General features: G+C 41.8%; 7 protein-coding genes and 2 pseudogenes. 3 read left to right on the forward strand and 6 right to left on the reverse strand.

Translation table 11 applies throughout. The features are described from left to right. Nucleotides 1–5: 5 nt before the first annotated feature. Together maiA and fahA are read right to left on the reverse strand one after the other, a co-directional pair. Nucleotides 6–644: a maleylacetoacetate isomerase gene (gene maiA / locus B3Q46_RS05785; protein ID WP_175968173.1), complete on the reverse strand. Its 639-nt coding sequence runs from the start codon at nt 642–644 to the stop codon at nt 6–8. Between the two features lie 20 nt (nt 645–664). After that, on the reverse strand, nt 665–1,948 hold the full coding sequence (gene fahA, locus B3Q46_RS05790) for a fumarylacetoacetase (RefSeq protein ID WP_175966916.1): 1,284 nt from the start codon (nt 1,946–1,948) through the stop codon (nt 665–667). Nucleotides 1,949–2,136: 188 nt separating this feature from the next. On the opposite strand from fahA, the gene B3Q46_RS05795 reads away from it, so the two are divergent. Next, nucleotides 2,137–2,958: an IclR family transcriptional regulator gene (locus B3Q46_RS05795; RefSeq protein WP_414631438.1), complete on the forward strand. Its 822-nt coding sequence runs from the start codon at nt 2,137–2,139 to the stop codon at nt 2,956–2,958. A 218-nt stretch (nt 2,959–3,176) separates the two neighbouring features. Here the strand turns inward: B3Q46_RS05795 and B3Q46_RS05800 are convergent, their stop codons facing one another. The 4 genes and pseudogenes from B3Q46_RS05800 to B3Q46_RS05815 all read right to left on the reverse strand — a co-directional run. Then, nucleotides 3,177–4,403, reverse strand: a complete 1,227-nt coding sequence (locus B3Q46_RS05800; RefSeq protein WP_175966918.1) for an aromatic amino acid transaminase — start codon at nt 4,401–4,403, stop codon at nt 3,177–3,179. 29 nt (nt 4,404–4,432) lie between these two features. Further along, nucleotides 4,433–5,833 carry an amino acid permease gene (locus B3Q46_RS05805; protein WP_175966920.1) on the reverse strand — a complete coding sequence of 467 codons (1,401 nt, stop codon included), beginning with the start codon at nt 5,831–5,833 and terminating at the stop codon, nt 4,433–4,435. A gap of 170 nt (nt 5,834–6,003) precedes the next feature. Then, a complete protein-coding gene (hppD, locus tag B3Q46_RS05810; RefSeq protein ID WP_175966922.1) occupies nt 6,004–7,065 on the reverse strand; it encodes a 4-hydroxyphenylpyruvate dioxygenase in 1,062 nt (353 codons plus the stop codon). A 504-nt stretch (nt 7,066–7,569) separates the two neighbouring features. Then, nucleotides 7,570–7,726, reverse strand: a pseudogene (locus B3Q46_RS05815) (MFS transporter); the annotation flags it as partial. Nucleotides 7,727–8,003: 277 nt separating this feature from the next. On the opposite strand from B3Q46_RS05815, the pseudogene B3Q46_RS05820 reads away from it, so the two are divergent. Together B3Q46_RS05820 and B3Q46_RS05825 are read left to right on the forward strand one after the other, a co-directional pair. Then, a pseudogene (locus tag B3Q46_RS05820) lies at nt 8,004–8,486 on the forward strand (VOC family protein). Between the two features lie 331 nt (nt 8,487–8,817). Continuing rightward, on the forward strand, nt 8,818–9,519 hold the full coding sequence (locus B3Q46_RS05825; RefSeq protein ID WP_175966924.1) for a VIT1/CCC1 transporter family protein: 702 nt from the start codon (nt 8,818–8,820) through the stop codon (nt 9,517–9,519). Nucleotides 9,520–9,686: the final 167 nt, after the last annotated feature.

The following is a 9,686-nucleotide window of genomic DNA, read 5'->3' on the forward strand; positions in this document are numbered from 1 at the left end:
TATTCTTATGCTGCATCGGGCTGCGCTTCAGGTGCAGCTTTTTGAAATGCATCCAGTGAGTTACAATGGGCATAAATCGATTCAATTTTCGGAAAATCTGAAAGATCGATGATGAAACGTTTAGCGTTATACACTTGTGGAATCAGACAGCAATCTGCAAGGCTCGGTTGATCTCCAAAACAGAATTGGCCATTTGAAAGCGTTAATTGAGCTTCGAGCGCTTTTAAACCGGTGATGACCCAGTGTCTGTACCATTCAGTTTTCTGTTCATCGCTGGCATTCAGGGTTTTGCTAAGGTACTGAAGTACACGCAGGTTATTTAATGGATGAATGTCACAGGCAATATTCAAGCTAAAGGCTCGGATTAGTGCACGCTGTTGCAAATTCTTGGGCAACAGGGGAGTTTCCGGAAATTTTTCTTCCAGATATTCAATCATGCTGAGCGACTGGGTCAGCGTGAAATCATCTTCAATCAACGCTGGCACCAGCTCTCCTGGATTGACCCGACGAAACATTTCACTATGCTGTTCGCCACCGTTGTTCACCAGATGAACCGGGATATGTTTTGCTTCGAGTCCTTTCAGGTTGAGCGCAATACGAACCCGGTAAGCGGCTGAACTGCGAAAATAGGTATATAGTTTCATGGTCATGATTTCACTCCAGCTTATTCACTAAAACCGAAATCAAGCGCTGGCAGAATTTTGCCGCTCACAGCACCGAAACCGATACGCAGGCCATCTTTTTCACAATGACCTTTCATGATCACGGTGTCGCCGTCCTGAATGAACGTACGCTGTTCACCATTCGACAAAGTCAGTGGCTTGGTGGCATTCCAGGTAATTTCCAGTAATGAACCATAAGAGTCTGGCGTAGAGCCGGAAATCGTGCCTGAACCCATCAGATCACCGACCTGTACATTACAGCCGGCAATGGTGTGATGAGCCAGCTGCTGTGCCATCGACCAGTACATATATTTGAAATTGGTTTCACAGATCACATCAGCCTGGTCTGAATTTTCAGGCTGAATTTCAACGGACAGGTTAATGTCATAGCTATTACTGCTGTTATCTTCACACAAATAAGCCAGAGGTTTTGGCTCCTGAGCAGGTGAACTGGTTTTAAACGGTTCAAGTGCTTCCATGGTTACGATCCATGGCGAGATCGAAGAGGCAAAAGTCTTGGCGTTAAATGGACCTAGCGGTACATATTCCCATTGTTGCAAGTCACGTGCAGACCAGTCATTGAATAGAACCATACCAAAAATATGATCCCAGGCATTTTCAATTGCAATGGGCTCGCCTAAGTTATTTGGCTTGCCGATGATAAAGCCGGTTTCCAGTTCGAAGTCGAGTTTGCGACATGCTGAAAATACTGGGCGATCAGAATCCGGTAATTTGATCTGTCCAGATGGACGCACGATCTCTGTACCGCTGACAATCACGGAGCTAGCACGGCCGTTATAACCGACTGGAAGTTCTGACCAGTTGGCTAACAGGGCATTTTTCGGATCACGGAACATACAGCCGACATTGGTGGCATGTTCTTTGGATGAATAGAAATCGGTATAGCCCGGGATATGTACCGGCAGATGCATTGTGACGTCTGACTGTTTCAAGAAAACCAGATCACGGAGTTCCTGATTGTCGCGTAATTCGGCATGATCGGCTGACAGTAACTTTTGTAATTCCGTACGTACTTTAGACCAGTTGGCTTTACCTGACTCAATAAAAGTATTCAAGGTTGGCTGGTTAAAAAATTGCTGAACTTGTTCCAGCTTTAAATAACCCTTTGCTTCCAATACCGCCAGGTCAACTACCCATTCTCCAAGTGCCACCCCGGCACGCGGTTGGGCGTTTTGCTCATTACTGAAAATACCATAAGGCAGGTTTTCTAAAGGGAAATCTGAATCAGGAGCGATGTCGACAAATGACTTCAAACGTGTCGTCATAAATATGGATCCTTTCCGTGGAAAATTTAAGTTCTATACAGAATCATACTTATATTTTTAGATTACGCAATAAATAATTTGATTATGAATAATGTAAATTTGTTAAAATGCGGATATGATTTGAATCTGGAATCAGATTTGGCCGAACAAGATTTTTGATTTCAGTAGTACAATGGTTTTATAGAACCATGAAAATTAATGCGTATATGCAGGATGGAACGATGAGCGTTGAGGAAGAAAAATTACAGGGAGGAGTGCAGTCTCTAGAAGTAGGATTAACTGTACTCGATGCATTGACTGAACATAATGCACCGATGATGTTAAAAGAGCTGTCAGAAGTCCTGTCCATGCATCCTGCAAAAGTGCATCGTTATGTGGTGAGTCTGATACGTAAAGGTTATGCCCAGCAGCTCAGTGATGGACGTTATGGCCTGGGTGAGCGTGCTCACGCATTTGGGGTCAATGCTTTAAAACGTACCGATATGCTGGAATTAACCCAAAAATATATTGCGCAGATTCAGCAGCATTTAAATTGCAGTATTCATGTCAGTAAATGGTTCGCTGATGGTGCTGTGGTGGTTCAGTCGCTTGAATCCAACCATGTATTTAATATTATTACTCGGGTCGGCTCGCGTATGCCTTTGCTAAAGTCGGCAACTGGTCGTTTACATGCCTGCCTTCAGCCAGAACACATCATCAAGCCTTTGCTGGAAAAAGAGTGGGCGAGTAGCGCTAAAGCAGGTCAATATCCCGCGAACTGGGAAGAATTCTTGCAGCTTAAAGAGAAAATCCTGCAGCAGGGCTATGCGTCAGTGACCGGTGATATGATGGCGGGCATTCATGCAGTGGCGATTCCGGTGTATAACTTTAGCCGACAGCTTGATCATGTGATTACCTGTATCGGAACAGAAGACCAGTTGCCAGCAGATCAGATGCAACAGGCTATTGATTATCTGCTAGGGATCCAAAAACAGATTGATGCCTTGTTTAATCCACAGGTGGCTGTCTAATACTTTCTTCTATTACATATAATTTATAGTCATTACATAGATCCAGTCCTGATAGGGTACTGGATCTTTTTTATATCCAAATATTGACTCTCCGACAAACCCGGTACGGTTCAAAGAGCCTTATCTGACCCTATTTTTATTTAAAAAGATCAAATCACTATTCATAAAAAAAGCCTTCCAGCACTTAAGCTAGAAGGCTTCTAACAACTTAATTATTTTTAAGCAATCAACGGTTCAGCTTCATTTTGCATTTTGATCACCGCAGCCATCGACTCTGCAACATAATCAATATTGCTGAGGTTCAGACCCGCTGTACACATCCGGCCACTACGGACCAGATAAATACCGTAATGCTGTTTTAACAGATCCACTTGCTCAGCAGTTAAGCCGGTATAGCTGAACATGCCTTGTTGCTGGGTCAGGTAGCTGAAATCAAGTTCTGGTAGTGCCTGAGACAATTTTTCTTTGAGTAAGCCTCGCATACGTAAAATACGCTGGCGCATTTCTTTAACTTCAGCCTGCCATTGCTCAAACAGTTCTGGAGTATTTAACACCTGACTGACCAATAGCGCACCATTCGCCGCTGGACTTGAATAAATCCGGCGAACTGTCGCTTTCAACTGGCCTAAAACATTTTGCGCACTGCTGCTATCATCACAGACAAAACTTAAGCTACCAATACGTTCTCCATATAAAGAGAAGATTTTGGAAAATGAATGGCTGACGATAAAGTTCATTCTGGCTTGATCAAGTGCACGAATGGCATAGGCATCCTGTTCCAGACCCTGACCGAAACCTTGATATGCCATATCCAGGAACGGAATTAAGGATTGAGCCTTTAATACTTCAATGACTTGATCCCACTCATGTGGCTGTAAGTCTGCCCCGGTCGGGTTATGACAACATGGATGTAATAACACAATACTTTGAGCGGGCAGCTGTTTTAAGCAATCCAGCATCGCCGGTACATTAACGGCATTGGTTTCTGCATCATAATAAGGATAGAAATGGGTCTGAATACCAGCGCCATTAAAGATGGCAATATGGTTTTCCCAAGTCGGCTGGCTCACCCAGATTTCAGATTCTGGAAAATATTTTTTCAAAAAGTCAGCGCCGACTTTTAGCGCACCTGAGCCACCCAAGGTCTGAATCGTGACTACACGGCCTTGCTCGCGGGCAGGGCTGGAAGTTCCAAAAATTAATTCCTGTGCAGCCTGGTTAAAGCTGTTCAGACCATCCATCGGCAAGTAAACACGAACTTTATTATAGTCAGGGGTCAGGTAAGTATAGGCTTTTTGCACTGAGTCTAGCTGCGGCACGATATTATCTTCGTTGTAATACAGGCCGATGCTTAAGTTAACTTTGTTATTACGCTGATCTTTGTTGAATTCTTCCATTAAAGAGAGAATCGGATCGCCGGCATAAGTATCAATATGTTGAAACATGAATCTATCCTAATCTAATCAATAAGCGATTACGCTTCTGGTAATGTGCTAATTTTGCTGTTGTCTAACATTGTAGTTTGAGATTCCTGTTTGCGCTTAAAGAAGTAGGCAACCGAGAGAATACCAATCCAGACTGGAATCATGATGACAGCAACACGCATATCCGGGGTGCTGCTCATAATCAGCAGAATACCGCCCATGAATGCGATACATAAATAGTTGGTAAATGGATAAGCCACACTTGGAAAATCGGTTCTAGTCTGCGTACGATTCATTGAGGTCTTGAATTTCAAATGAGTATAGGAAATAACAAGCCAGTTAATCACGATGGCAGCAACCACCAGCATCATCAACATGCTAAAGGCTTTTTCCGGTACCAGATAATTTAATAAAACGCACATCAAGGTGAAAAACGCTGAAACCATCACCGCATTCACAGGGATGCCACGCTGATTAATCTTGCTTAAGAACTTCGGCGCATTACCTTGCTGGGCTAAACCTAAGAGCATACGGCTGGTACAGTAGTTAGTACTGTTATATACCGAAACCGCCGCGGTTAACACCACGAAATTCAAAACTCCGGCAACTGTCTGACTGCCGAGAGAATCAAAAATCATCACAAATGGACTACCACCTTGCGCCATCATGTTCCAAGGGTAAAGTGATAAAATCACTACCAGACTCAGGATATAAAATAACAGGACACGGTAGACAATTTGATTGACTGCTTTAGGCAAAGTCTTTTTCGGATTATCAGTTTCTGCTGCTGCGATCCCGACCAGCTCAATGCCGCCAAAAGCAAACATGATCATAGCCATCGCCATAATCAGGCCCATGATTCCATTCGGGAAGAAGCCGCCGAGTTGCCATAAATTTTCCAGACTGGACTGGCTATGGCCGCTACCACTGACAAGCAAGTAGCTGCCGAACGCAATCATGGCAATAATTGCACCAACTTTAATGATCGCCAGCCAGAACTCCATTTCACCGAATAATTTCACGTGAAGCAAATTAATGATATTGATGAAAATGAAGAAGCCGAGGGCAGAGACCCAGGTCGGAATTTCTGGCCACCAATAATGGATATAAAGACCGACGGCACTTAATTCGGCCATACAGACCAGAATATTCAGTACCCAGTAATTCCAGCCCGACATAAATCCGGCAAATTTGCCCCAGTATTTATAAGCGAAATGACTAAAAGAACCGCTCACAGGTTCATGTACAATCATTTCACCCAGCTGGCGCATCATTAAGAAGGCAATCAAGCCTGCAATGGCATAACCTAAAATAACAGAAGGCCCAGCAAGCTTGATCGTTTGTGAAATTCCAAGAAACAGTCCGGTACCAATTGAACCACCGAGTGCGATGAGCTGGATATGCCGGTTACTTAAACCTTTTTTCAGGTTTCCTTGTTCAATATGCTGCATTTTTATTCATCATCCATGTGAGATTAAGTGCTGAGCTATGATGTGCTTTATTATTTTTATGCCGTCATCGATGCAGAATCTTAAGTGTTATACGAGCGTATACGTTGAAACAGAGGCAACCATACCGATGCATATGAGACTACATAGACACCGGTATGGTTTTAAAAAGGTCAGGCTTTAGAAATGTCTAAAACACCACGTTTGATCTGATCACGTTCGATTGATTCAAATAAGGCCTTAAAGTTACCTTCACCGAAACCATCATCGTCTTTGCGCTGGATAAACTCAAAGAACACCGGGCCAATCATATTTTCAGAGAAAATCTGTAACAGCAGGCGTTTGTTACCATCTTTGGTATTGCCATCGAGCAGAATGCCGCGTTTTTGCAGCTCATCCGCAGGCTCACCATGGTTCGGCAAGCGCTCATCCAGCATTTCATAATAAGTGCTTGGCGGTGGCGTCATGAACTTGGTGCCTAAAGCTTTCAGCTTGTCCCAGGTCTCAAGCAGGTCATCACAGATAAAGGCAATGTGTTGAATGCCTTCTCCATTGAATTCGTTCAGGAACTCAGCGATCTGGCCATTACCTTTGTCTGAATCTTCATTTAGTGGAATACGGATCTTACCATCTGGTGCTGTTAGTGCCTTAGAAGTCAGGCCAGTGTATTCGCCTTTAATATCGAAGTAGCGGATTTCCTGGAAGTTGAAAATCTTTTCATAGAAATCTGCCCAGTACTGCATACGACCTTTATAAACGTTATGCGTTAAATGGTCGATTTCATTCAGGCCTGTGCCGGCTGGACGCGATGGAACATTATCAAAGAAGATAAAATCATTTTGGTAAATGTCACAATCGACCAGGAAGATTGGAGAACCACCGATTCCTTTAATCGCAGGGATGTTAAGCTCCATTGGCCCGATTTTGCTATAAATCGGTTCTGCACCGATTTCAATCGCCTTTTGAAAAGCTTTTGCCGCATTCTTGGTACGGAAGCCCATTGCACAAGCAGAAGGACCGTGCTCTTTATAGAAAAATGCTGCATATGATTCAGGCTGATAATTCAGAATGATATTAATATTGCCCTGGCGCCATAAATAGACATTTTTCGATTTATGCTTCGCCACTTTAGTGAATCCGATGGTTTGAAAAACAGGATCCAGCTGGCCATCTTCAGAGACAAATTCAATAAATTCGAATCCGCACAGTTCTAATGGATTGGCTAATTCATTCATACAACATCCTCATTATTTAAAAGCAATCCTATTGCTCATCTTTTACTGTCTTGTTCAGGGCTCACGGATGTATCACTGCCATTTTATATTGAGCAGACAAATCCGTTTGCCTGACTTCTTTGACTTGCTCAACTGCATCGATTCCTGATGCCTACAAGAAAAAGAAGGAATTTAACTCATCATACTGGATCTTTTTAATTATTCAATACGTAATTTAGTTACGCAATAAATAATTTAATAAAATATTGCTGTAATTTATAACATAAATTAATGTTATTCATAAAAATATTTTTTAGATAATTCCAGGAAATTAACGCACTGGAAATGTAGCTTTTTGTAAGGCTAAGTCGTCTTAAACGAGCTATTTTGCAAGGCTTGCTGAGCTCAGGTTTTTAGGAAAAGAACCTGAAAAATTGAAATATCCAGACCTTGGTTTTAAATTAATTTTTCACAAAGAAAGAAAAAACCCTTAAATGATTGAGGGCCTTACTGTGGGGAAGGAATTTAATCTGTCAGTTTTTCCAGTTTCATACTTTCACGATAGATATAGACAGCCTTTATACAGTAGGAAAACACCAATTACCCCAGCCATCGCATTGACGATAGAGATAGAGTTTCCGACCATTAAGGTATTTTCAAAGTAGCGGTCTGTAATCAGCGCAAATGAAAAAAGCAAGGTATATTGTTGACCTGGACATCGACAACTTTATAAACATTTTAGTGGCTTAGAACAGCTGCAAAGCACTTTATAAAATCTGCAGCAGATCAAGAAGTACCTGTTATTACAATTCGAAGAATAAAAACACAATAAAGAAACTGGCCTTTTGCCAGCTTAGGTCGAATATAGAACGCATAGATAAATTTGTTTAGCCACTCAAAAGCGTAAAGCAGGGCTAAACAAATGCGTCATCTCTTAATCTCTACGCAGAGGCGAGATCATGAATATTGCAAAAAATACCATCTGCCTTTGGTACGATCACGATGCTGAAGAGGCTGCACGGTTTTATGCAGAAACTTTTCCAAATTCATCTGTAGGTGCCATTGTTCTTGCACCTGGAGATTATCCCTCTGGTAAAACAGGTGATGTCATCACAGTAGACTTTACCGTACTGGGTATTCCATGTATTGGTTTAAATGGTGGACCAGAATTTAAGCATAATGAAGCTTTTTCCTTTCAAGTGGCCACACAAGATCAGGAAGAAACGGACCGATACCGGAATGCGATTGTGAACAATAATGGGCAGGAAAGTGAATGCGGCTGGTGTAAGGATAAATGAGGAGTTTCCTGGCAAATCATCCCTAAAGCTTTACTTGAAGCATCATACAGTTCAAACCATGGTGTTGCTAAAAGAGCCTTTGATGCCATGATGACCATGAAGAAAATTGATGTCGCTGCAATTGAAGCTGCCATCCGAGGTTAAGAAGTGGTGTTGATATCAATTATTTGATGCAATGCATTTGGTTTAAGCTTTTGACCTTATTACTTATTTAAAGTGAAAGGTTATTGATAATAATCAGGAATTCATCCTTTAAGGTATCGCCAGTGGGTTGTTTATTGCGACCGCTGGCTAAAACCCATTTAAACATCCTCGATAAGTAATTTCTATTTTTCAAAAATAAGTAAATAAAACTCGAAGCTATCTCTGAAAGTGAAGACTTATATTTGAAATATTTGGCTTAAAGTAAGATGATAAAATAATGAGTGACTAAAATTTAAAATCTTATTTCATCCGCTAGAAGAACGAGAAAGACATGCCTCATTCCCATCATCATGAAAAACACTATATACAACGTTCTGGCTGGTTGCGTGCCGCAGTGCTCGGTGCCAATGATGGAATTATTTCCGTGACCAGTCTGGTTGTTGGGATGGCAGCCAGTGGCGCTTCTTCACAAACACTTTTGATTGCTTGTGTTGCTGGCCTGATTTCTGGTGCAGCCTCGATGGCAGCTGGGGAATATATTTCGGTTAAGTCGCAACAGGATATTGAAAAAAATGATCTCGCCATGGAAGAGCGGGAATTAAATCTGCATCCCGTACATGAATTAAAAGAGCTAAAAAATATTTATATCAAGCGAGGTTTAGAAGCTGATCTGGCCGAAGAAGTGGCAAAACAGCTTACTGCACATAATGCCTTGGATGCGCATGCACGTGATGAGATTGGAATTCTGGAACAGACAGCTGCCCGGCCCTTTACGGCAGCATTTTCTTCAGCATTAGCATTTACGGTAGGTTCTTTATTTCCATTGGTATCCATTTTATTTCTGCCTTCACATTTGCTAGATCAGGGCGTCATGCTGGTGGGAGTGCTTAGTCTGGGAATTATGGGAGCATTAGCCAGCTATGCAGGCGGTGGCAGTATGTGGAAAGGCGCACTGCGTGTCATGATTTGGGGCATCGTTGCTATGTTATTCAGTTTCTGGATTGGCTCTCTATTTAATATTGCTAGTACGTAATTATTTAAAAAATATGGAATAAATTTTTATTGATCTAGATATATCCAAAATTTAATTAAAGTAGACAATCTGAAATTAAAATTTTCCAAACTTAAGTGTATTAGACACATTTAGATACTTAATTAGCTAACTCATTTAAAAAAATTAAGTGGCGGATTCAAGCAGCA

It is taken from the genome of Acinetobacter sp. UBA2581, from assembly GCF_002339435.1.
GTDB classification, from domain to species: Bacteria; Pseudomonadota; Gammaproteobacteria; order Pseudomonadales; family Moraxellaceae; genus Acinetobacter; species Acinetobacter variabilis.

What these genes read in the sequence shown, in the direction of transcription:
- B3Q46_RS05795 (WP_414631438.1), top strand. Translation starts at nt 2,137, where the DNA reads ATGAAAATTAATGCGTATATGCAGGATGGAACGATGAGCGTTGAGGAA.
- fahA (WP_175966916.1), bottom strand. Translation starts at nt 1,948, where the DNA reads ATGACGACACGTTTGAAGTCATTTGTCGACATCGCTCCTGATTCAGAT.
- B3Q46_RS05800 (WP_175966918.1), bottom strand. Translation starts at nt 4,403, where the DNA reads ATGTTTCAACATATTGATACTTATGCCGGCGATCCGATTCTCTCTTTA.
- B3Q46_RS05825 (WP_175966924.1), top strand. Translation starts at nt 8,818, where the DNA reads ATGCCTCATTCCCATCATCATGAAAAACACTATATACAACGTTCTGGC.
- B3Q46_RS05805 (WP_175966920.1), bottom strand. Translation starts at nt 5,833, where the DNA reads ATGCAGCATATTGAACAAGGAAACCTGAAAAAAGGTTTAAGTAACCGG.
- hppD (WP_175966922.1), bottom strand. Translation starts at nt 7,065, where the DNA reads ATGAATGAATTAGCCAATCCATTAGAACTGTGCGGATTCGAATTTATT.
- maiA (WP_175968173.1), bottom strand. Translation starts at nt 644, where the DNA reads ATGAAACTATATACCTATTTTCGCAGTTCAGCCGCTTACCGGGTTCGT.